General features: G+C 34.2%; 19 protein-coding genes. 4 read left to right on the top strand and 15 right to left on the bottom strand.

Going from position 1 to position 24,137, the window contains the following annotated elements:
- Positions 1-13 precede the first annotated feature (13 nt).
- The 6 genes from CYAN10605_RS07470 to menD all read right to left on the bottom strand — a co-directional run bounded on the left by CYAN10605_RS07470 (position 14) and on the right by menD (position 7,854).
- Complete coding sequence (locus CYAN10605_RS07470) at positions 14-1,636, bottom strand: hypothetical protein (protein WP_015219333.1); 1,623 nt, start codon at positions 1,634-1,636, stop codon at positions 14-16.
- A gap of 867 nt (positions 1,637-2,503) precedes the next feature.
- Positions 2,504-2,947, bottom strand: coding sequence for a hypothetical protein (locus CYAN10605_RS07465; protein ID WP_015219332.1), 444 nt, complete (start codon positions 2,945-2,947; stop codon positions 2,504-2,506).
- A gap of 58 nt (positions 2,948-3,005) precedes the next feature.
- Positions 3,006-3,545, bottom strand: a complete 540-nt coding sequence (locus tag CYAN10605_RS07460) for a DUF2808 domain-containing protein (RefSeq protein ID WP_015219331.1) — start codon at positions 3,543-3,545, stop codon at positions 3,006-3,008.
- 34 nt (positions 3,546-3,579) lie between these two features.
- A complete protein-coding gene (locus tag CYAN10605_RS07455; protein WP_241212805.1) occupies positions 3,580-3,990 on the bottom strand; it encodes a hypothetical protein in 411 nt (136 codons plus the stop codon).
- 256 nt (positions 3,991-4,246) lie between these two features.
- On the bottom strand, positions 4,247-5,770 hold the full coding sequence (locus CYAN10605_RS07450; RefSeq protein ID WP_015219329.1) for a peptide ligase PGM1-related protein: 1,524 nt from the start codon (positions 5,768-5,770) through the stop codon (positions 4,247-4,249).
- A gap of 338 nt (positions 5,771-6,108) precedes the next feature.
- Positions 6,109-7,854, bottom strand: coding sequence for a 2-succinyl-5-enolpyruvyl-6-hydroxy-3-cyclohexene-1-carboxylic-acid synthase (gene menD / locus CYAN10605_RS07445; protein WP_015219328.1), 1,746 nt, complete (start codon positions 7,852-7,854; stop codon positions 6,109-6,111).
- Between the two features lie 153 nt (positions 7,855-8,007).
- Here menD and CYAN10605_RS07440 point away from each other — a divergent pair, with 153 nt between their 5' ends.
- Positions 8,008-8,784 (top strand): ABC transporter permease, encoded by a 777-nt coding sequence (locus CYAN10605_RS07440; protein WP_015219327.1) that lies wholly within the window; start codon positions 8,008-8,010, stop codon positions 8,782-8,784.
- Between the two features lie 231 nt (positions 8,785-9,015).
- Here CYAN10605_RS07440 and bchB read toward each other — a convergent pair whose 3' ends face one another.
- On the bottom strand, positions 9,016-10,548 hold the full coding sequence (gene bchB, locus CYAN10605_RS07435) for a ferredoxin:protochlorophyllide reductase (ATP-dependent) subunit B (protein WP_015219326.1): 1,533 nt from the start codon (positions 10,546-10,548) through the stop codon (positions 9,016-9,018).
- A gap of 764 nt (positions 10,549-11,312) precedes the next feature.
- Here bchB and tig point away from each other — a divergent pair.
- Entirely contained in the window at positions 11,313-12,683 is a 1,371-nt protein-coding gene (gene tig, locus CYAN10605_RS07430) for a trigger factor (RefSeq protein WP_015219324.1), read from the top strand.
- Positions 12,684-13,138: 455 nt separating this feature from the next.
- Positions 13,139-13,528: a preQ(1) synthase gene (queF, locus tag CYAN10605_RS07425; RefSeq protein ID WP_015219323.1), complete on the top strand. Its 390-nt coding sequence runs from the start codon at positions 13,139-13,141 to the stop codon at positions 13,526-13,528.
- 177 nt (positions 13,529-13,705) lie between these two features.
- Here the strand turns inward: queF and purD are convergent, their stop codons facing one another.
- The 3 genes from purD to ylqF all read right to left on the bottom strand — a co-directional run bounded on the left by purD (position 13,706) and on the right by ylqF (position 16,493).
- A complete protein-coding gene (gene purD / locus CYAN10605_RS07420) occupies positions 13,706-14,968 on the bottom strand; it encodes a phosphoribosylamine--glycine ligase (RefSeq protein ID WP_015219322.1) in 1,263 nt (420 codons plus the stop codon).
- An 89-nt stretch (positions 14,969-15,057) separates the two neighbouring features.
- Entirely contained in the window at positions 15,058-15,645 is a 588-nt protein-coding gene (locus CYAN10605_RS07415) for a nicotinate-nucleotide adenylyltransferase (protein WP_015219321.1), read from the bottom strand.
- Positions 15,646-15,650: 5 nt separating this feature from the next.
- Complete coding sequence (gene ylqF, locus CYAN10605_RS07410; RefSeq protein ID WP_015219320.1) at positions 15,651-16,493, bottom strand: ribosome biogenesis GTPase YlqF; 843 nt, start codon at positions 16,491-16,493, stop codon at positions 15,651-15,653.
- Between the two features lie 769 nt (positions 16,494-17,262).
- Here ylqF and CYAN10605_RS07405 point away from each other — a divergent pair.
- Positions 17,263-17,460, top strand: coding sequence for a hypothetical protein (locus tag CYAN10605_RS07405; RefSeq protein ID WP_015219319.1), 198 nt, complete (start codon positions 17,263-17,265; stop codon positions 17,458-17,460).
- Between the two features lie 106 nt (positions 17,461-17,566).
- Here the strand turns inward: CYAN10605_RS07405 and CYAN10605_RS07400 are convergent, their stop codons facing one another.
- From CYAN10605_RS07400 to CYAN10605_RS18815, 5 genes are all read right to left on the bottom strand, one after another.
- Entirely contained in the window at positions 17,567-19,447 is a 1,881-nt protein-coding gene (locus tag CYAN10605_RS07400; RefSeq protein ID WP_015219318.1) for a DNA polymerase III subunit gamma/tau, read from the bottom strand.
- Positions 19,448-19,797: 350 nt separating this feature from the next.
- Positions 19,798-19,965, bottom strand: a complete 168-nt coding sequence (locus tag CYAN10605_RS07395; protein WP_015219317.1) for an NblA/ycf18 family protein — start codon at positions 19,963-19,965, stop codon at positions 19,798-19,800.
- 348 nt (positions 19,966-20,313) lie between these two features.
- On the bottom strand, positions 20,314-22,311 hold the full coding sequence (locus CYAN10605_RS07390; protein WP_015219315.1) for a mechanosensitive ion channel family protein: 1,998 nt from the start codon (positions 22,309-22,311) through the stop codon (positions 20,314-20,316).
- 214 nt (positions 22,312-22,525) lie between these two features.
- Positions 22,526-23,782, bottom strand: coding sequence for an MgtC/SapB family protein (locus CYAN10605_RS07385; protein WP_015219314.1), 1,257 nt, complete (start codon positions 23,780-23,782; stop codon positions 22,526-22,528).
- Between the two features lie 191 nt (positions 23,783-23,973).
- The gene (locus CYAN10605_RS18815) at positions 23,974-24,129 is read right to left on the bottom strand and encodes a hypothetical protein (protein WP_015219313.1); all 156 of its coding nucleotides are present in this window, start codon (positions 24,127-24,129) and stop codon (positions 23,974-23,976) included.
- Positions 24,130-24,137 lie beyond the last annotated feature (8 nt).

Raw genomic sequence — 24,137 nt, 5'->3', positions numbered from 1 at the left:
TTCAAGAACAAATTTAGCCAAACATACCGTAAGGGGCTTCTTCTAACCAAGTTTCTACTAATTTAATAACTTGTTTATTATTAGTATCAATTTTCAGGTTATGACGACAATTAATATACTGAATTAATTCTGTTTGTAGGCTTTTTTTAATCATATTTAATTGATTTTCAATTTCTTTTTTATTCACTTGAAAACGGATTGCAATTTCTTCTTGATCTAAACCGATTTTCTTTTCATTAATTAAATAATAATCGCCTCCATAGGTTAACTTTAATAATTTTTTTTGAGCAGGACTTAAATTAACAAAAAGTTGTTGTAACTTAGCATATAAAGGCTTTTTGTAGCAATTAGTTAACCAATTTTCAATTAATTTATTCACCGTATTGAGTGGAGGAGTATTGAGATTGATAGCTTCTGCATCGTCATTATCTTTACTCAACTTACTTTCAACTACCTGAACAAAATTCTGGAAAATTGTTTCATTAAGTTTTCCTTTTTCTTTAGATATTTTATCCTGACGACTGTCTAACAATTGGGCAATGGTAGTTTGTCTTAAACCTAAACCATAATTTAAAGTTAATAATCTTAATTTATGTTGATCATTTTCTTTTATCTTTTGTAGAATTTCAACCAATAATAGGTTTAGTTCTTGTTTATCCAGAAAATTTGAGGAAGAATTACCTGTCATTTCTGTTATTTCTTCTTTTTCTCTTTTGAATAAAATGTTTTCCAGACTTAAACTATTAATCGCATCTTCATTATTATCTATATCTGATTGTAAAGGAAGATTATAAGCATAAGCAGAAGGACGTTTTATTTTTTCATAAGCAACAAGAGAATTATGACATTTTCTCATAATTTTTTGAAAAATAGAAGTAGAAATATTGAGATAATTATTTTCACCTCCAATACTAGAATCAATGTTGATTAGACTTTTATAAAGACCAACTATTTTAGTAATTTTTTCTAAAGTTGGCTCAGAAATCATTTCCCCTTTTTTGATTTTTATTTCATTGCCATAAACTTCTTGAAAACACTGCCAAAGTAACAAGTAAGAATTAATTTCTTTTTGACTATATCCTCTGTGATTTAAAGCACTCTTTAAATTATTCTTAGTGGTATTTTTTAGCAAACCCCAATAACTATACTTAGCGACACCGTATTCTTTATTAAGACTATCTTTCATAAGATTGTATAACCATCTTTGGCTATAAGTTTTAATATGAGAATAGTTAGGGTTAAATTTTCTAAATTCTTTTAATATTTTATGAGGATTACTGGTATAGTCTCTAAGAATGTTAAAGCCCTTAATATATTTCTCTGTTTCAGAAAGTTTACCTAAATAAACATTTTTTCTGGTAAAAAAGTTTTTAATTACCCAATAGCAATTAAATTCGAGATAAGCCATTAAATGATTTTTTGCCCAAGGATTATTTTCAATATTATTCAACCAATAAATAAACCACTGATTTTCATCCAAATCATCTAAATTAGAACTATGTTTATTAAAATTGAGAACTAATTTTACATCTTGTATCCATCTTAATTGAACGTAATTTTGTTTTTCTTCCCAAACTAAAAATTTAGTAAATTTATCAGTTAAATTGATAGGTGCAGAAATATAAGATATTGTCATTTTTTTCAGTGGCGATAAAGTTTATAATATCTTCATGAGCTACTTTTGTTTCAGCTCGGAAATTAGTATTTAGTTCTAATTAATTCAGTTTTCCTTTCAGTCTGATATAATTAAATAAATTGTTTAGTATTTAGGTATTAGTTCGTTGCAGAAATTGAGGACAATATAAACAAATTGAAAGGTTTTGATAAGCCATAAATACTCAATTAGCTTTCTGATAATTTCAAGTCTCCATTTATATATCAGGAGAGATTTTATTTTTTATGCAATTTGAACGATAATTAAAAAAATTTTCCACCGTAATCACAACAGTTAAGTTAGTTACTGATTACATTTTTATAATTTAATTGTTCTTGATAGAAATATCTACGGGTTTGATGCGAACAAGGAAGATTAACTTATCAAGAGATATTTTGGCTTTGCCGTTGAGAGTAACAAAGCCTTAAAAATTAATTGTTTTAAAGCACTATGACCTCAGTTTAGTTTAAGAATATCGGATAAGGAGAAGTTTTAGGCTTTATTTTTCTAATACTTAATGAGTCAGTAACAAGATTGAAAAGAAAAATATCAATAAGTATGAGCTTTCTGTAAATTCCTATTACTTTTTCCTCCTCCCCAACACAAAAAAAAAGATTTATGGAAAACTCAGGTCACTATAATAAAACTGTGAATAAATGTTAAGAATATCTGAGCCTCCTAAACAATTTGGCGATCGAGATAATTCTCTAACCTAATATTAGACACCTGATACCTTTACGCCAAAGAAAATTTTATATCGAATTTAGGCTTTGACTGGTATTTTTATCGGATTAATCAAAATATGGACGCATTAAGAAGACTTGTAATAATATTATTGAATTTAAAGAATTAATAACATCCCATGACGGTAGCTGTATAGGTTTTGCCCAAGGATTCTAACCCTCCTACAAATAAATTAACTTGATAGGGTTGAGCATCTGGGCGAGGGGTTGATTCTATTTTTAAGGGTTTATTTGTAACGATATTCACTGCTTCTTGATTAAAAAATTGATCAGCAGTTTGGTCACTGTATTTAAGATATATTCTAATATCGAAAGGGCCTCCGTCATTGGAGCTAATTTCAACTAAATAACGACGGAAAGTGTTGTTATTACTAGGTACAGCCCAATCTGTGTTCCAGTTATTCCGAGTAATATTGATACCAAAAGGTGCGGGAATGGTGGGTGTGGAAACAGTTTTTGTCACAGTGCTACCTTGTCCACCAACTAGAGGAATAGGGGTTGTTATCAAACTTCCGATGAGAAGAAATAAGCTCAAAAATTTCTGATTCATCAAATTAAACTCTGATTTGTTGTTTACTGAAAAAATAGATTTTCCAAGTTAATTCTAATTAAAATAATTCATAAAAACTCAATCTTCCAACTCCTAGAGGAAAAGCAGTGGGATTATTTCCTGCAGGAAAAACAGTAACATCATACATATAAGTAGTGTCTTGACTAGGATTTCGCACCGCTTCTAAACGAACAGTAAAAGTTGTACCGGGAGGCACGGGGGGATTAAAGAGAATATTTACTCCTGTTCCTTCTGATAATTCTGAGGGTTGAATGGTTAATGTCTGACCTTGATTGTTTTGATCCCCAATGAATGCGGAAGTGTTGTCAATATTGAGAGCTATCATTTCGGGGCTTTCTTGTTGTTGAATTGTTATTTGTGCGATCGCTTCTATAGAATTACTGGGGAGAGTAAAGGTAAAGTAATAGTGTGCATCAGGTAAGTTAACGGTGGAGTTAGGGGTTTTTACTCCAACAAAAACGGGAGGTTTACCTGTGAAAAAAGTTGCTTGACTATCATTTTGACTATGAGCTGAAAAGGGAATAATGACAGTATTTGCACTGATAATTAAAAGGGTAATTATTTTTAAAAATTTCATATTTTTATGAGAGAAATACTAAGTTTTAAAATTTTTATAAACTTGTTGGTTTTTCAAAAAATAATTTAGCTAGTTTACCTTTACCTAAATAAGAATCAATTTCATAAAAAATATTGTGAATAATAAAAACTAGAGAAATCGACATTGTAACTGCCATAAAATGGAAAAAATGACGGGTTTCAATAAATATACTTATTGCTCCTTGTATAGAATTGACTTGTCGATAAGTATGAAATAAATCTTCTACCAAAGAGATAATGAATACTCCTCCTACATAGATTAGGCTCTTATACATTACTCGTATGTAACCCGGAGAGTTGGAATAGAGATTAATGAAAGGCATTGCATCCATAATTGCTACAACTTTAGCTGCCACTAATGCACTGATAATTGTTTTGGAAAAAACATAAACATCAATATCATACTCAGCTAATAGAAATTTCATTGTAATCAATATATAGGCAAAACCTATTAAAAAAAATAGAGTTAATGAGCCAACTTTTTTGAGTTCTTTTTTTATTTTTTCCTGCATAAAACTTGAATAAATTGATTAAATAAAAACTTAATCTTAAACTATCCAAATTTTATCTCAGTTTTTATTTTGCAAGAGGTCTAATATAAAATTTTTATGAATACTTTTGAGGGTGATATATAAATCTATTTCTTTTTGTAATAATAATTTTTTTTAATATAACTTGTGGTTAGATAAGAGTTTCACTATCTAAAACCGTTTCAATATTTTTATAGATGTTAACAGCTTCTTCACGGGTATTGCCGATGCTTGTTAAGCCTAATTTGCCAAATTCTGATAATGCACCCATAAGATGAAAAATAGTACCTGTTTTAGTGCTACTGTCAAAGTGTAGTCGATGTTTTGTGACGATGTCCATTAAATCATTAGGTAATAAACCATGATAATTCGGTTTTTGTAAATTGTCTGATGCTAGGTAATATTTTACTTTTTCTTCGGGACTATAAAACAATCCATCTTGATAATTATAAGTTCCATTTGTTAAGAATTTTAAGGTCATAAAAGGGTGAGTTGTGCCACCTTTTCTTAAGTTTATTTCTATGGCATATAGTTGCCATTTATTATTTTCTTTAACTGCTAAAAAATCAACTCCAAATCTTTCCATTGCTCCTTTTTTTGCCAATGCTTCTCCTACTTTTATACCTAATTCTTGCAGTCGCAAGCGATAGCCACTATGAGCTGGAAAAGAACATCCTAGATAAATTTGTTGCTCATCTCCCCCTAAAATTTGGTCATGGGTGGATAATATTTCTACTTTTCCATTGGGTGTAATATAGCCCTGTACGCTAGGAGAAAATTTTTCTTCTCCTTCAATAAATTCCTCTACAATTACTCCTAATTCAGGGATGCGATCGCAGTATGACTGCCATGTTTCTTCTTCGCCTTGCACCTTAGCCTCATGAATAATTTGAGCGATTAAGTTTTCTGCTTTTACTAAAGATATATCGAGAGAAAAAAGAGGGGATATACCACTAATATCTAAAACAGCATTACCCTCTCCAGAAAAACCCTCATTAAGTTTAATTACTACTTTTTTTAAATGGGATTTTTTGATCAATAATTGTGCTGTTTCTCTAATTAAATCATCAACAGTAAACACTAGCTGACTTCCTTCTGGATGAAGTAAATTACATTGACTAAAGATTTCTCTACTGCCACTTTTTGAACCCCAATAGCTTAATTCTGGGCTAGAAGCTAGTAAAGGAATATCTAATTTGATGGATAATTCTTCCTCCAAAGGAGTAGAGTTAAAACAAACCATATAACTCTTGTTAGGACGTAAAGAATTTTTAATTTTTGTTACTAAACGTGGTCTTTCTAGTATTTTTTGTGTTAGTGGTTTAAGAGAACTGTCATAGGTTGTTAATAATAATAGTCTTTCTCTAGCATGGGAAAAAGGAATACCCGGGAGAAGTTGTAAATAATAGTCAACAATAATGGGAGATAAGGGTTGGGCTGTAATGTAAATGAGGCGAGTATGGGGATTTCTTAAACGAATCAGAGAAAATAAAAGTCTTTCTTCATAATGTAAAAACCCCGCTACTTTTCTACCAACTCTTTGATCAATACTAAAAGAGGGAATTACTAATATATCTGTATCATCTTCATCTAAAATATCTCTATCTTGCCAACAATTACGTAGTTTATCTTGCAATTCTTTAAATCTTTCTTTTTCTGATGAAGTAATTACCATGTTTCCCCCCTTTTTGCCTTTTTTCTAATATATCTGAGTTCGGAGTTCAGAGTTCTGAATTCGAGGTTATAGTTAACATATATTGACTAATTTCTGGGCGTTGCTAATTTTAGATATGATTTTTCATTTAGGTGGGCAATAGGGAATAGGCAATAGTGATAATATCTTGACGTCCCAATTTTTGGCATAATTTCGGTACATTTCATACCATGATTAAGCAACGCTAATTTTTGATTAGACTTCTTGCACAAGTCAGAGAATGGGGAAGAGAAAAGAGGTAAAGGTTAAGCGTTTTAGTCATTTTTAAGACTTAATAAACACGGTAAGTTAAATGGGTCCTAGTTTATAATTGAGTTTAGTTGTTTTAAATAACTCATATCCTCTTTTCGATTAGTTTGTATTTCCCATATATGAATATTTTGGGAAGGTAAATTACTTAAATTTTTCTCTAAATTTTGCCAATTTTGAATTAATTGATATTGAATATTATAAGTTTTGGCTAGTTGTTGAAAATTTATATTTTGGGGAGTAGCAAAGTAATTTTCAAAGACATTTTCATAGTTACTAATGGGTAGCATTTCAAAAATTCCACCACCATTGTTATTAATTAAAATAATAATTAAACAACCTTGAAAATGATTATTGATTAAAAAACCATTGGTATCATGTAAAAGGGCTAAATCTCCCGTCAAAAGAATGGTTATTTTTTGTTTATAAGCTACACCTAAAGCAGTGGATAAAGTGCCATCAATACCATTAGCACCTCTACTAAAATAAATGTCATATTTTTTATTATTTTTTTGCCAGAAAAATTCAGCATATCTAACAGACATACTATTGGCGATAAAGATTGTAGTTTTTTCAGGTAAATATTGAGATAGTAACCAAGCAATTTTCCCCTCAAATAATTTATTGTTATTTCCTATTTCTTGATTGAGTTTAAGAGATATTTTATTGTCTATTTCTAGCCACCGATGTAGATATTTTAAATCATAGGGTTGATTATTTGAATAAGTTTTTAAAAGACTAAATAAGTATTCATAGCTCACTCTTAAATGTTGAGAGTTGCTATGTAAAGCATCAAAGTTATCATCAAATTCTGTAATAATATAAGTAGTAATTTTATGTTTATTTAACCATTTTCTTAACTCTTTACTGGTGGGATATTCTCCTATTAAAATAGCTATTTCAGGAATAAGTTTTTCTCTATATTGTTCGTCTCTTAAAATCGTGTCATAAGTAGTTATTAAATGACTATTACAATGACTATAATTTCTCACGGGAGATAAAGCCTCTGCTAATACAGGAAATCCTAATATATGGGCTAAAAATGCGATCGCATCACAGTATAATTCAGGTTGGGAAGGAGAATCAACTCCTGCAATGATGATACCTTTGGTCAAAGTTTGCCAATGTTTTAAATAGTTAATAAAGTCCTGATTAACACAAGTAAATGAAGAGATAGATAGATGAAAATTAGAAAATAATTGTTTTTGTATGAAATCTTGTTTTTCTTGATTAAAATTTAATTGCTCAATGGGAACTAATGGCTCGGTAAATGGTATATTAAAATGAACTACTCCCTTACTAGGAAATTGTGCTTTTTCCCATCCATAGATAATATTTTGTCTCAAATAAAATAAGTCTTCTAATTCTGCAGAAGGTAAAGATAATTCTGTTTGCCAATTAGGATAACTACCATATAAATTAACTTGATTAATAGTTTGTCCTGCATGACAATTTCTTAGTTGAAAAGGTCGATCAGCCGTGAGAATAATTAAGGGTATATGACTATACTTAGCTTCAATAATTGCTGAATAAAAGTTCGCCCCTGCTGTGCCAGAGGTGCAAATTAAAACCACTGGTTTATTTGTTCGTTTAGCTAAACCTAAAGCAAAAAAAGAAGCTGATCTTTCATCTAAAATAGGAATACTTGTAATTAATTTATTTTCAGCAAAAGCAACTGTTAGAGGAGTTGATCTTGAGCCGGGAGAAATGATTGCATATTCTAGCCCTAATTTAGTAAAAGTTTCAACAATTAAGCTACTCCAAAGGATATTTTTATTCCGAAAATCTAAAGACATTTAATAAGTAACAATTAATGATTATAAAGATTTTATTATCTCTAATTAATTTTTTGATATTTTTCACAAAACAGAAGCTATTATATAATGATTATGGACTATATATCAACTAAAATAATCGATTAATTTTTGATAATTAAATATTAACTATTCATGGAAATTATTGAGCTAGATTTTATTGATTTACTATGGGCTTGGGGACTTATTCTCATGGCTATTAGTCTATCTATTTGGCAAAAGCTAGGCTTTGAAGGTCAATTTTTATTAGCGGCGGGGCGATCGCTACTACAGTTGATGTTTTTAGGTTACATTCTGGAATTTATTTTTGTTATTGATAATCCTGTGGCGGTAGTTGCGATAATTTTAATCATGATTACCATTGCGGCAATAGTTGCCCGAAATCGTATTAGTAAAAAAATCCCCCGTTTACTGCAAACAGTATGGTTAGGCTTATTCTTTAGTAGCTCTTTTGTTGTTGCCTATAGCATTGTATTTATCATTCAACCAGAAAGATGGTATAACCCTCAATATTTAATTCCCCTAGTGGGTATGATTTTGGGAAATACCCTCAATGGTGCGTCTTTGGCAGGGGAAAGGTTAGCCAATATGATCAAAAATAACCGTTTAGAAATTGAAACTCATTTGTGTTTAGGTGCAACGGGCAGAAATGCGATCGCATCTTATCGTTTAGATGCCATAAAAGTGGGCTTAATCCCGATTATAAATTCGATGATGGTAGTGGGGATGGTAAGTCTTCCGGGGATGTTTACTGGGCAGGTTTTAGCAGGAAATAGCCCTTTATCGGCGGCATCCTATCAGATTTTGATTTTATTTATGATTGCCCTTGCTAATTTAATTACTATTTTAATCATCACTGAGGGAGTATATCGACATTTTTTTAATGCCCGTCAGCAATTCGTTATCGATTAGGAATTAAGGGGAAAATAAGAGCTTAGGGTATTGGAGTATTAGGGAGAAACAAGTAATGAGTTAGGGGTTAGGAGCTAGTTAGGGGCGAATAGCCATTCGCCCGTACAGGAGTTAGAAGTTATTAATTATCAACTATTCATCTTTGCCCTCTCCCTCTCGAGAGGGGATAAAGGGAGGTTTGCCTCTTGCCTCTTACCCTTTGCCCATTCATTGCCAATTACTTACGAATTCTTAACCAACGCTTGATACAGCCTCTTTTGCCGCATATAAAACTTCTAGGGTAATTTTCTCAAAACCTCTGTCTCTGGCAAACTTTTCTGTATTACGTTTAACTTTACCTCGCACAAACCCCGGCACTTTATTTAACTCTTTTTGAGCTTCTGTATCCCAGTTTAAATCAGAGTCGGCGGAGATTCCTTTGGTGATTACTTCTTTGGTATCATGACCACCAAATATTTCTAATAAATGATCTTCCATACCTAGGGTAAAGGAATTATAGACTAAATCGGCGATCTGGTTTGTACCTTCATAACCCATAAAAGGTTTATAGCCAATGGGGAAGTTTTGAATATGAATAGGGGCAGAAATGACACCACAAGGAATATTTAAACGTTTGCCTACGTGACGCTCCATTTGTGTTCCAAAAATTGCCGCCGGTTCAATTTTGGCGATCGCATCTGCTATTTCTCCATTATCATCACTAATTAAGACTCGATCGCAATATTCACTTACTTGTTGAGTGAACCAATCTCCATCATACTTGCAGTAAGTACCGGCTAAAACCACATGGATACCCATTTCCCGAGCTAAAATTTTGGTCATTGCCACAGCGTGGGTATTATCCCCAAAAACAACGGCTTTTTTCCCCGTCAAATTTTGACAGTCGATAGAGCGAGAAAACCATGCCGCCTGAGAGACATAGAGGGTTTGATGTTCAATAAATTCTTCATAATCCACATTTGCCCCTAAACCGTTGAGAATTTGCTGAATTTTACGCACACAACGGGCAGTTTCTACCACTCCCATGGGGGTTATATCCACATAGGGCATTCCCCATTCCTCCTCCAAATAACGGGCACTCATTAATCCTAACTCTCGATAAGGCACAAGGTTAAACCACGCAGAAGGAATCTTTTTCAAGTCATGTACCGAAGCACTATCAGGTAAAATTAAATTAACTTCAATACCCAAATCTCTCATTAATCTCTGTAATTCCGTACAATCATGATTGTTGTGGAATCCTAAAGTGGAAATCCCGATAATATTTACTGAAGGGTGAGGGGTTTTTTCTGTGACCACATCTCCTTTCTTCTGGGCTTTTTGCAAATAAAATTGTATAATTTGCTCTAAAGTGCGATCGCCTGCCTGTAATTCATTAACTCGATAATGGTTAACATCTGCCAATAAAACATCACTATTAGAATTTAACTGAGCCCGTTGCACAAAATTTTCTAAATCTTCCTGTAAAATACTTGAAGTGCAAGTGGGAGTTAAGACAATTAAATCTGGTTTTTCTTCCTTGTCTTTACGAACAATATTATCAACAACCTTTTCTTGCGAACCCCTTGCCAATACATTCCGATCAACTACACTAGCTGTAACAGGAGTAAAATCCCTTTCCCTTTCCAACATCGATCGCATTACGTTAAAATAATCATCACCGAGGGGGGCGTGCATAATAGCATGGACATTTTTAAAGGAACTAGCGATTCTTAGAGTACCGATGTGTGCTGGTCCGGCGTACATCCAGTAAGCTAATTTCATAGGGTAATTTCTCCACTTGTTGATCTCTTTTTCTAGTTTCCTTCTTTCTTCTAAAATTAGAGATATTAAGTTACAAATATTTATAAAAAATAAATAAAATTAATAACTAATCTAAGTTATGAGTTAGGAGTTCATATTTTTAGATTAAATTTAAATAATAGTCAAGATATATTGACAAAAAATAAGCTAAATTGACTATATTTTACTCAATAGTGAAGTTTTATGAATTTTTAACAAATAACCTTTATTTAATAAATGTATGAATAATTATGTTAAGAAAACTAGGTAAAATACAGGATTTATTATTGCTAATATTTAAAATTTCCCTACCTTTAAGCATTGTTTTATATGTGTTGAGAGGTTTGGGTTTTCTAGGATTTGTGTCAGGGGGAGTTTTATCTTTCTGCATTTTAATCTCTATTTTCTCCTTGTTAGGTTTTTTTCTGGTAAAAACTTATATTTGAATCATCTACTTTTTACTTTCTTAGATTAAGACGCAATATTTATACTGCCAACTGTTATGCTTGGAAGCTACAAAAAACTGTTGCCCGTTGCTAGATGCAAAGTTGCTTACCCTCACTATAGGTCAACTTATGCTTTTCCTGAGTATATGTGAAAGTGAATAAGAAAAAAGAACTGTTGGGAGGGATGAAAAAAAGAGAAACTCATGATATACTAGCAAAGTTCAGCAAATAAAAACTGCTGAGTTAAATATAATTATTATTGTGAAAGCGATTCATTAAAAGGAAAGAATAGTAATTTTTATGAAAATCACCCAGGAAAAACTTCCTGCCAGTCAAATCGGTTTAGAAATCGAGATTCCTGCAGAGACAGCTAAAAACACCTATGAAAAAGTAATTAAAGAAATAGCAAAAACTGCTAATATACCCGGATTCCGTAAAGGAAAAGTACCTCGCCCGATTTTACTACAGAGATTAGGGGCAAATAGAATCAAAGCGGCTGTTTTAGATGAGTTAATACAAGATACCTTCAAGAAAGCTATTGAACAAGAGTCCATCAATGCGATTGGTAACTATAAATTGCGTTCTGATTTTGAGCAATTAGTTGAATCATTCCAAGTGGGAGAAGCCTTCACCTATCAAGCCGCCGTCGATGTGCCTCCTGAAGTTAATTTAGGGCAATATCAAGGATTAACTATCAAAGCAGAAGAAGTAGTTTATAATCCCGAAGATGTAGATAATTTAATTAAAGAGCGTCAAGAAAAACAAGCTACTTTAATTCCCGTGGAAAATCGCCCTGCACAAATGGGTGACTTAGTGGTCATTGATTTTGTCGGACGTAAACCGGGAGAGAATGAAGGAGAGGAAGGAGAGGTTATCCCCAATACAGAAGCAAGTGAATATCAGACGGAATTAAAAGAAGGAAGATTTATACCTGGCTTCGTGGAAGGTATTGTAGGGATGAATTTGGATGAAACGAAAAAATTACCTCTAACTTTCCCAGAGGATTATCCTCAACAAGAATTAGCTGGAGAAAATGTTATCTTCACTATTACTCTTAAGGAAATCAAAGAGAAAGAATTACCTGAGTTGGATGACGACTTTGCCCAAGAGGTAAGTGAATTTCAAACCATGGCAGAGTTGAGAGAATCCTTAGAAAAGCAGTATCAGGAAAAAGCTAGTAACGAAACTAAGCAAAATATTCAGGCGGCAATTGTTGAGGAATTATTAAAACATACCACCATTGATTTACCTGAAACTCTGATTGAGGAAGAGGTACAAAATATTCTCATGCAAACAGCTAATCAAATTCAAAGCTATGGCATGGATATTAATCAATTCTTCACTAGAGAGATGGTAGGGAGAATGAGAGAAACTGCTAAACCTGAAGCGAATAAAAATCTTCACTCTACTATGATTATTGAAAAAGTTTCTGAGCAAGAGAATATCTCTGTTAGTGAGGAAGAAATCAATAACAAATTTAATGAAATCAAGGAAAGTCTTAAGGATAAAGACGTTGATGAGGAAAGACTCCTTAAATACGTTAAATCTGATTTAATAGCAGAAAAAACCCTTGATTGGTTAGCAGAGAAAAATACTATTGAATTAGTGCCTCAAGGTACTTTAAATAAAGAGGAAAATGAGGCTGATTCGGAAGAATCTTCTGAAAGTTAATTAATCACTCAATTTAAACCTGAGTTTGATATGAGATTTTCTCTTTATAGTAGGTAGGAAAAGGCGGTTAATAATTAGCAATTAGTCATTAATTAACCCAAGCTTGGGATAAATTTTTGTCTATGAGTGAAGATGGAAAGGGCAAGGGGTAAAGGAAAAATTAAGAATTAAGAATTAAAAACTCTGAACTCGTTTCTCCCTAACCCCCCAATTCTTCAACAACCTGACACCTGCCTAAACCTGATTTTTTTTAGACATCGACCACATTTCTCAAAATAAGGGAACCAAGCCCTAACTACGAGCCTATATTAATATTTTCTGCCAGATGTCTATTGAACTGAGATAATTTCAGAGTATTAAGTAAGATATTCGGGAGAAAATGATTGCTTGTTAGTGGTTATTTCTCCCGAAACCTGAAACTGCACCATTAGGAAAATTCATCATTACTAATTTTTATGACAGAAAATCAAGCAACAGAAGTAAAATATGGTGAAAGGGCGATTGAAGAGGGTAAACTAATTACATTCCCTAATCCTCGTCCGGGTAGAGTTTACAATATCAGTGTTACGTTACCTGAATTTACTTGTAAGTGTCCTTTTTCTGGTTATCCAGATTTTGCCACTATCTATATTAATTACTGCCCTGATGAGAAGGTTGTAGAATTAAAAGCGATTAAACTCTATATTAACAGCTATCGCGATCGCTATATTTCCCATGAAGAATCAATTAATCAAATTTTAGATGATTTCGTGGCGGCGGCTGATCCTTTATCTATCACAATTAAGGGAGATTTCAATCCTCGTGGTAATGTGCATACCGTAGTTGAAGTCAGTCACAAAAAGTAATTAGGAATGAGGAGCTAGTAATTAGTAATTAAGGCAAGGCAATAGGCAATAAGCAATAATGAATAGTTTATAGTTGATAATAAATAATAAAAACACCTGAAACCTGCAACCTGACACCTGACACCTGAAACCTGACACCTGAAACCTGACACCTGAAACCTGACACCTGAAACCTCTTTAATTGCTGATTCTGTGACCAATATCTCGACGATAATACATATTATCGAAATGTATTTTGGCTACTCCTCGGTAGGTAGATGCGATCGCATCTTTGAAATCAGAGCCTCTACCGGTAACTCCCAAAACTCTACCGCCGTCAGTAAGGATTTGTCCATTATTTAATTTTGTACCGGCATGGAAAACCATTACCCCTTCTTCTTGGGCAGTGGGGATGCCAGAGATGACATCTCCTTTGCGATAACTACTGGGGTATCCTCCCGCCGCCATAACCACACAAACGGCACTACCTTCATGCCATTCAAAAGGTGGTAATTCTGCCAGTCTTTTTTCTGTACAAGCGAGTAAAATATCAATCAAAGGGGTTTTCAGCATCGATAAAACCGCTTGAGTTTCAGGATCACCAAAACGACAATTAAACTCTAAAACTTTAGGCTCTCCCTCTGGGGTAATCATTAATCCTGCATATAATACCCCCACATAGTCAATATTTTTCTCTTGCAATTGTTTTAATGTGGGTTCTAAAACCTCTTTCGTAATGCGTTGACTGAGGTTATCATCTAAAAGGGGAGTCGGTGCATAAGCTCCCATTCCTCCAGTATTTGCTCCCGTGTCTCCCTCTCCGATTTGTTTATGGTCTTGAGCAGAGATAAGAGGGCGAATTGTGTTACCATCGGTGAGAGCTAAAATGGACACTTCTTGTCCTGTTAAAAATTCTTCCACCACTACCTTAGCAAAATCCTGAGCAAAAAGTTCGTCGATCGCATCTAAGGCTTCTTTTTCCGTCATTGCTACAATTACCCCTTTTCCGGCGGCTAATCCATCGGCTTTTACCACAATGGGCGCCCCTTCTTTTTTTATATATTCTTTAGCAGGAGACGCAGAGGTAAAGGTTGCCGACTTAGCAGTGGGTATTCCCCCAGCCACCATTAAATCTTTTGCCCAAGATTTACTTGCCTCGATAATAGCACCATCTTGTTTTGGTCCAAACACTTTCACTCCATGGGGTTGTAAATAATCCGCAATACCTAAAGATAAGGGTAATTCAGGACCTACTACTACTAACTCAATCCCTTTTTCCTGCACTAAATTTAAGATACTGGCAAAATCATCCACTGCGATCGCCACATTTTCACATTTTTCTAATACAGCAGTACCTCCATTGCCCGGAGTACAGAAAACTTTTTCAACGGAATCAGATTGTAACAATTTCCATGCTAAAGCGTGTTCTCTCCCGCCATTCCCAACAACTAAAACTTTCACTTTACTTTTAATTATTTCTTCTATATCAATACAGTGTTTAATTTTACTGACTTTAACGGACAATAAGCAATAGTGTCAAAAAGTCTTTCTCATGAAGAATATAAATGGTTTTTTTCTATATACTCTTGGATACTTTTAATTACAGTTGAATCATGATGATTCTCTCGATAATTACTAGAAGAATAAGGGGGAATATGACAAGATGCGATCGCAAAGTGCCACTTAGTGAATGCTCCTGAGTTACTATGACGATTAATCTTTTCTATATCTTCCTGTGTTAAGGGATAATTTTCCCGAGGAATAACCAAAATTTTGACCTGAGACAAAAGTTTTTCGGCTTGATACCATTGAAAAATTTGATCAACTAAATCACTACCAATCACAATGGTAAAATTATTATCCTCTCCCCATCTCTGTTTTGCCTTTTCTAAAGTATGAATAGAGCGGCGATCGCTCACCTCTGGAGTATGATGAAGATGAGGATAATCTCTGTGTAAATCCCTAACCAACAAATCTAACATTTTTTGACGATGGACAAAGCCACTAGCATGACTCTTAAAAGGATTATCAGAAGCATAAACCGATACTAAATCATAGTGATTAGCCAAATAAACTAAAATTTTTTGATGAGAAATGGTTGGAGGGTCTGCACTTGTACCAAAAATAGCTATTTCCATGCTCTTTATTCCATAACAGGGGGATATTCCAAAGACACCGAACCTAAATAACCCTTACGAAAATCTTGTAATAATTGCCTCGCTACTCTTTCCTTATCGTTTTTGTACTTCCTAGCCGCTAATTCATAAATAAACTCTTCTCCTGTCATCTCCAAAGGATCTAAACCATAACGAGATTTTAGCACCTCATCAGAACCCAATTTAACTAATAAATCGACAAAATCAGCCGCTACCAACTGATTATCGTAAGCCGCCTCTCCAATATCTTCACAAATAGCTAATTTTAAAGCATCCTCTTGATTTTCTAACTTCCAAGGAATAACTCCCGGTGCATCTAACAATTCTAATTGATCAGAAATACGAACCCATTGTAACTGCTTAGTAACTCCAGCTTTTCTGGCACTAGCCACAATTTTTCTCTGCAATAAGCGATTAATCAACGCAGATTTACCCACATTAGGAAAGCCGATTACCACGGCTCGAACAGGACGAGGTAACATTCCACGACTACGACGACGTTCATTTACTTGTTTTTCCATCGATTGGGAAGCCTTTTTAACAGCTTTCACCCCTTTACCATCTTTAGCATTAGTAAAAAAAGGAATTTCCCCTTGAGCGCCAAACCACTCTTGCCACTCTTTTCTTAAAGAGTCAGAAATCATATCTTCTCTATTTAAAACTAAAAGACGAGGTTTATCTCCTATCCACTGCTTCAACTGAGGATGATGGGAAGCAAGAGGAATTCTAGCATCTCGCACTTCTAAAACCACATCAACTCTTTTTAACTGTTCCTTGAGTTGTCTTTCTGCCTTGCTGATGTGTCCGGGATACCATTGAATGATTGCCATGAGAGATATTTGCTTATTATCTTTATTTTATTGAGATTGATAAGATATGAAGGGATTTTTAGGATTTTGCTAATGACCATTATACCGTATCACCTGAGTTCGATGAAAAAAGGATTGAAGAATAAGGAGTTGAGATCAATAAATAGACAAAACTTTCTTTTAAAAAATCAGTTCTATTTAGGAAAAATATATCAAAAATCGATTTTTGTGGGGAAATAGTCTATTGACTTTTCACAAATGATTTAGAATTGCGGTATATCAACAAACTTTTTAATCATGGAAAAATTGCTTCTTCAGAGTGTGGTTATGATAAATTAAGAGAAACAGGACTTCCATAACCTTTATTGAATAGTGTTTATAGTAAAACAAAAACTAAAAGTTTATAAATTATTATTTAATAATCCCCCATTGCCTCTTGCCTCTTGCCCTCCCCCCTCGAGAGGGGGGATAAAGGGGGGTTTGCCTTTCAGCCTACCTTAACTAATAATTTACACGACGAGAAGTGATAGAGCCGAAAAATTTAATTAACCTCAGTTCGGTTTAAGAATATCCAACAAGGTTAGGTGTCAGGTTGCAGGTTGCAGGTTGCAGGTGGTAGGGGTTTTTAGCAAGGGGCTTAAGCCCCTTGTTTAAGTCAGTTCGGATTAAGGCAATTTTATCGTTGTTTCTAAGAAGCTATAAGGTTTTCTGACTAGGAGAAAATAATGCTTTCAGCTTATCCCGAACTCAGGTTAATTATTGACACATCTTAGTAATTTCAAATTAAGTCATGTATGAAAAAATTTATGGTGTAGTTCACGTGGGCAAAAACTTGTTAATTGTAGGTTATAACAAGAAAGACAAATGGTCTTTTAGAGTTGTTACCCAAGAGGGAAAAATAGTGAAAGAAACGACAGATTTTCTAACGGCTGAAAGTGCGGAAAAAGAAGGTTATATCTGGATAGAAAAGAATCTCAGTTCAGTCTAATAATATCAGAGAAGAGCGTTGGAGTGTTAGGGGATTGGGGAAGTAGGGGCTTGGAGTGAGGGCTAAATGGTTAATTATACCCTAACTTTGAAAAAACCCTGATTTATTAGAAAGGAATATCGTCATCATCTTCAGAAATTTCTATAGAAGGGCGATTAACTATTTTTGGAAGTGCTAATTTTGTTTCTGTGAAAACAATGTCTCCCTTAAAACTTTTGACTACACTTTCTGCGGCATTTCTGGCTAATTGTGTATTGAATTCTTCATGATTAATTTCTACTGACGAGGACATTACTGGTTTTGACGGTGGTTGGATTTTAGCTGTCTCAACGGGTTGATTAACTGGAGTTTGAGGAATAGAAGATTTTGTTTCTGTGGGGGATGGATTTTCTATGGGCTTAGTGGGGGGTTGAGTAGGTTGGGGGGGAGAATTATCATCATTGTCTAATTTTTGATTTTTTAGGGCTGGATTTTCTATGAAAACAACATTCATCGGTTTTTGGTAAACATGAGCAAATCCTGCTTCTATGTCTTGCTGTTGTCTTTTTCCTATGTCTAATAAAAATCTACTTGCTACTTCTAGGGTAACGGTTTGACCTTCTATTTGACGAATATGACAACTTTGACGCAAAAATGATTTAGTTGCAGTGGGTGTAACTGCTTCAATTACTTTTTCTTTTACATCTGTATATGAGTCAAAATTGACAGGTGTTGAGGGTTGATAAATTTGAGGAGTTTGAGGAGTTGAGTTGTCTTCAGGAGGGGGAGTAATTGCCTGTGATGTTTGTGTTTCTACAGTTGTATTTTCTCTTTTTTCTTGAGTTACTCTTTTTTCTTGAGTTAAAGGTGCAGTAGCTGTTTGACTAGAATTATTTACCATTACTGTGGTAAGGGCATTTGCTGAAGGCAATAAACTTAATAGGGTAATTTCTAGCCAAAGGCGAGGCTGAGTAGTGTTTCTTATTTGTACTTCGCTATCTTTTAGTTTTTTTTGTCCTTGCAGAATTACTTTTAAATCCCATTGATGGGCTTCTTGAATCAATTTTTGCCATGTGTCATCGGTTATGGCGACTAATTCTTTTTTCTGAGGAGATGTTTTCGCAATTAGTAGGGTAAGATAAAAATTGGCTAAGTTTTGTAAAACGATTAATGGTTCTCTACCTCGATCGAGCAATTTACGACATTGGATGATTACTTCTTCAGGATTATCAGATGCGATCGCACTTATTAAAGCCAATAAATCTTGTTCTGAGACTGCACCCACTAAATCCCATACCCTTTCAGGAGTAATAGTACCAGATAAAAGACTGAGTTGATCTAATAAAGTTTGAGCGTCACGCATTCCCCCATTGGCTAATTGTGCGACTAAAGATAAACCTTCAGGAGTAATATCAATATTCTCTTTTATGGCAATATCTTGTAAATGTTTAACCATTTCTATCAAAGGAATACGGCGATAATCAAACCTTTGACAACGGGAAATAATAGTTGGTAATACTCTTTGAGGATCGGTGGTTGCAAGGACGAAAATTACCCTCGGAGAAGGTTCTTCCAATGTCTTTAAAAGGGCATTAAAAGCGGCCGTACTAAGCATATGACACTCATCAATCACATAAACCTTATAACGACACTTAACGGGGGCATATTGAGCTTTTTCGATGATTTCTCGAATATTATCAACTCCCGTATTACTAGCAGCATCAATTTCTACCACATCCAAAGCAGAGCCATTACTAATACTTTTGCAGACTTCACATTTACCACAGGGTTCTGCCGTAGGGCGATCGCTTTCAATACAATTTAGAGATTTTGCTAAAATTCTGGCACTAGAAGTTTTACCGGTACCACGAGGACCACAAAATAAATAAGCTGGTACTATTTTCTCATTTTTAATCGCATTAATTAAAGTTTGTGCGATCGCTTCTTGTCCTGTCAATTGGGAAAAAGTTTGAGGTCTATATTTATGATGTAAAGGCTCGTAGTTCATGAGTTGTTTCTTCAGATAGTTGTCTAGTTTGAGATATTAACGATGAAAATTATGAGTACTAAAAGTTAACAATCTTACTTATTTTTTTGAGATTGACAATTAAAAGTTAACAATAGAGATATTGACAATCAAGACTATTGTAAACCGTTTCCTTCGTTAAATCAGAAGAATCAAACATCATAAACTAAAAGCCATAGAAACATTCAACTCACATCTTGCAATAGTAGTCAGTGAGTGTCAGATTTGATTATTTTTTACTATTTTGAAAATTGAGGCAACAATTAAGATTTTTTTCAACTAATTCTTTTTTCTTAACCTAAAACCTAAAACCTGCAACCTGAAACCTGAAATTATGCGTTTTTCATTATCTTTTTGATCATGTTATCTTTTACCATCATTTGTCTAAATACTTCAATTAAGTAATCTTGTGCCTGTTCCTTGCTCAGGGCTTTAACTTGGTCTTTTAATACTTCTAATTTGAATTGTTGTTCTAGGGTGAGACTTGCTGATATATCCATTTTCACTCCTCCGTTGATTTCGTTGTTATAAAGCTAACATACGGATATTAAAGCGTCAACTTTGTCAACCTTTCTGTTTATTTTGTTACTTTTCTTAATGATATTTTTACATTTTTTTATATTTCAAGGAGAGAAGGGCAACAGGCAATTAGTGAATAGTGAATAGTTGATAATTACTCGTTACTCATTACTTTCTTCTAAAACCTGAAATCTTAAACCCGACACCTTATCTCCCTCTACCCTCATCACCTCATCCCCTAAACACCCTAACACCTGCCACCTCCCTGTAGGGGCGAATGGCCATTTGCCCCTATTTCTCCCGCTCATTACTTATTTGTCTAACTGAAGTTAGTTGCTCCAAAAGTTTTTTCCGTTAGCAGACAATTTAAGGGAGTTATTGTTTTCCTCGTGACGATGGATAATTTCTGTTTGAGGAACACCTGTTCTTATTCCAGCTAAATCAAAAGCCTCTTTGACGCGCCAACGATATTCTCTACCGACATCCCATTGTTGTATAGGTTTGGTTTTGATTAAGAGGCGAATCATAATTCCCTCATGGTTGATTTTATCGATACCGAGGATTTCGGCGGAAGATAACATTTTTTCGTGCCAGTAAGAATCTCGATACATTTGATCGGCTACATTTTGTAAAACATTGATGGTTTTTTTGATGTCTGCATCCCAGTTAATTTCTACGGTGAAGTTAACTCTTGACCAATCTTTTGTAGCATTGATGACGGTGAAAATTTTGCCGTTGGGAATTACTTTTAAGTTACCATCTAAATCTCTTAAGGAAGTGGTATAAAGGTTCATGCTTTCAACAAAGCCACCAAGTCCATTGATTTCTACCACGTCACCGACTGCATAGCGGTCTGTAATTAGTATCAAAATACCGTTGAGCATATCTTCTAAAAGATTACGAGAAAGAAAGGCAAATACTACCGCTACGGCACCAGCACCGGCAAGAACATTAGGACTAAGCCCCACAACGGATAAGGACATAAAAACTGCGATCGCGCCGAAGATAAAAGTTGTTGCGCCTCTGAGGGCGGGGGAGTAGGTATTAACTCTTAAGTTAGCACGATTAGATTCTGGTTCAAGTTCTTGTTTTTCTTTTGCCCAACGATTTAAAGCGTAGTCAATCCAAAAATCAACAAATTTATCGGTTAAAATCATCAAAATCCAAATCACTGGTAGCAATACCGCTTGGATTAAAAATAAATTAAATAAGAAACGGGTTTCTCGATAAGTAAATGCGATCGAGCTTATGGTGAAAAGAACAATGGTAAATTGACTGAGAAATAAAAGACTGGAAATCAATTCACTAATGTTAATTTGTTGACGAATAATATTTTGTTTTTTCAGAACAAGACTCGGTATTAATTTTGCGGAAAAAGAAATACCCTCAAAAAACATTTTCCTACCATTGTCAAACATATTTTGAAAGGGATTATTTTGTGCTGAATCTCCTATTTCTCCTGATTCAGAAGTGTAATTTCTTTCTACGGGCTTGGCTTCAGGATCTACTAAAAGACTTTTTTGGATTTCTTTTAATTTATTGCTGAGATTACGACGCCATTTATAAGCTAGTTTTGCGAAAAATTTAATGATCAGAATGCAAAGAAGTGCGATCGCAACTGTGACTAAAGAAATTTGTATTCTCAACAAGGGTTGTTGACGATCCATTTCCAATCCCCATAAAGCCTCACTTAATGCTTTAATGACTATTCTTCGCCATCTTTCGGCTAAATCGTCAATGGTTTGATTGTTAGCTCTGGCATCAACTCTGGTGACAGTAATTAAGGTTTGTTGAGTAATATTCAGCTCCGGTTTTGCCGCAATAAATATAACCTTTTGATTATTTTCAACTCCAATATCAACTACTGGGGTAAGAGGATGAAGGGGTTTTCTTTTTGTAGATAACCAAAATTGTAACTTCTGTTGAGGTAATTTACCTATTTCCCCAGAATCCGCCATAGACTCGAATATTTGGCGAAAAATATTTTGAATAGACCTTGCCCTTTGTTCTACTTCAAATGCAACCTCTTGAATTGGTCTATCAATATTTCGAGGAGAAGCCACTATAATCATATCTTTATTAAATGCTGACAATAACCTCGTATTAATCCGAAGATTCCTATTGCCATAGAAAAAAACATCACTACATAATGACCTACCACAAGCTCTAGCCCGATTTAAGTCCCATGCTGGAGTTTCTGGTAATCCTGTATTTGTATTAAAACTAGGCATAAAAGGTATTTGACTAAGGGCTTGAGGACTAAAACCGACACAGAAAATAAATGAGAGGATGATGATAAGAGAATATTTATAAATTTTTTTGATCATTTTCTTCTTGACATAAAGTTAATCACACCCCATTAATATAACAGTCTATTTTGGATTAATGACTCATTGTCTTTACTCAACCTGAGTTCGATATAAAATTGTCGATTAGGGTAATCAACAGGCAATAGTATTTATAGTTGACATAAACTACGGTTAAATTGATTTTAAAAATTTAATCTTCTAGTGTTAATGCACTGGTGTAAGGTCTTAAGTTTTAGCCAATAACAAAAATAGTTATGCCACTGAAAGTAAGAGTGAGCAGGATAATCACAGCACACCAACGAGCTAATTCTTTGCCACCGATGAATCGAGTTAAGGCAACTTTAACCAGAGTATTCATAAATACAGCAATAAAAATACTTATTTTTGCCACGGATAAAGACATATTTTGATTGACGGCACGGGCTAGGGAAATACTAACTGCGTCCACATCAGCTAATCCTGATAAGGCAGAGACTAAATAAACTCCTGTTTCTCCAAACCATTGTTCTCCTGCTTTTATTAACAAAGATAAAACAATTAAAATCAGAGCATATTGAACGGCTAAACCTAGTTCTACTGGATTAGATAAGGTTATGGGTACTTCTTGATTTTTTTCTTTGATTCCTCGCCAAATGAAGATTAAAGCAATTAAAATCGGTGTCAAGCCTAAAATAGTTAAAGGTATCGCCAATTGTTTCGCCAATGAGGAATTAATTACAGTTATCTGTAGCAATAAACGAGGTGCCATCGTTCCCGTAGCGAGTGCGATCGCAGTTGCCAGAATTTTAGTTTGTCCTTGCCCCTGTTTTGCCATACGAGATAAAGCTATGGTGGTGGCGGTAGAAGAAGCAAAACCTCCCAAAAACCCGATTAATAAAACTCCTGATTTATCTTTCCAAAGACGAATAATAAAATAACCTACATAAGAAATACTAACGATTAAAAGTACTAGAAGCCCAATTGCTCTGGGATTAATAGCATTCCAAGGACCTAAATCCTGATTGGGGAGTAAAGGTAAGGTAACTAAAGCCAAAAGAAGAACTTTAAGAGTAGCAATTAATTCTTCTTGTTTAAGCCAAATTAACATTTGCCGAATTTCTGACTTCAGTTTTAGTAACCAACTGACAATTACTGCCACTGCAATAGATTCTAAGCTCAAATCTTTAACTACTAAAGCTCCTAGTAAAAAAGTTATCAATAAAGCAAATTCAGTTGTTGTACCATAATCTTGGGATTTTTGAGCCGTTAACACATAAGAGGTACTAACGAGAATGGCAAATCCTAAAAAAGTCACTCCTAAAATACCCCATCCCCATTCTTCTGCGAGTAACGCAGTTATGCCACCCAATAAACCCACTAAACCAAAGTTTCTTAGTCCGTCACTACCTAATTCTTCAGGGCTTTCTCTGTTACTCCATCCCCTTTCTATACCAATAATTAAACCTAAAGTTAAGGCAATTGTTAGACGACTAATAATTACTAAATCCATTCGTTTGGAATATTATGATTAAAAGGGCAACGATGCACAGGGCAAAAGGCAAGAGGCAAAAGGCAAGAGGCAAGAGGCAAGAGGCAAACCCCTCTTTATCCCCCCTTGTTTCTGTTTTATTTTTGAACTATCCCCATCCATTATGACATCTTTTACCCAGTGTAATTGGTTTTCTATTCTCCAATGATTTCTTATTTTTTTCCTACTTCTGTTGCTGTTTCTAAAATTATCTTAATTGTTTGTTTTTGATAATGAAGTGCATCAAAACTAAATGTTTTATTTTCTGTGGTCACTGCTTTTAATAAGTCTTGAATTTCTGGTAATTTGTTAACTAAATTATTTAACATTTTTTCAA

It is taken from the genome of Cyanobacterium aponinum PCC 10605 (genome assembly GCF_000317675.1).
Classification (GTDB): domain Bacteria; phylum Cyanobacteriota; class Cyanobacteriia; order Cyanobacteriales; family Cyanobacteriaceae; genus PCC-10605.
The sequence above is the reverse complement of the archived record's forward strand: the minus strand, read 5'-3'. Positions and strand labels throughout refer to the sequence as shown.